The following is a 294-nucleotide window of genomic DNA, read 5'->3' on the forward strand; positions in this document are numbered from 1 at the left end:
GCGGGCTGGTCGAAGATGGTGCGCACCAGCGTCGCCACCCACGGCTGAGCCGACTTGGGGACTCTGGTGAGCAGGTTGCGCAGGTAGTGGGTGCGGCACCGCTGCCAGGACGCCCCCGGCAGCGTCGCCCCCACCGCCTCGACCAGCCCGGCGTGGGCGTCGGAGATCACCAGCTGCACCCCCGACAGGCCGCGGGCGACCAGCCCGCGCAGGAAGGCGAGCCATCCGGCGCCGTCCTCGGCCGAGGCCACCTCGACCCCGAGGATCTCGCGGTGCCCGTCGGCGTTGACACCG

At 74.5% G+C, this 294-nt stretch carries 1 protein-coding gene; it reads right to left on the reverse strand.

Annotated features, from left to right (window positions below; all coding sequences use genetic code 11):
• Window positions 1-294 (reverse strand): transposase (locus tag QSK22_RS33480; protein ID WP_285498535.1); only part of this gene is annotated, 294 nt, incomplete at both ends.

It is taken from the genome of Actinomadura sp. NBRC 104425, from assembly GCF_030269545.1.
GTDB classification, from domain to species: Bacteria; Actinomycetota; Actinomycetes; order Streptosporangiales; family Streptosporangiaceae; genus Spirillospora; species Spirillospora keratinilytica.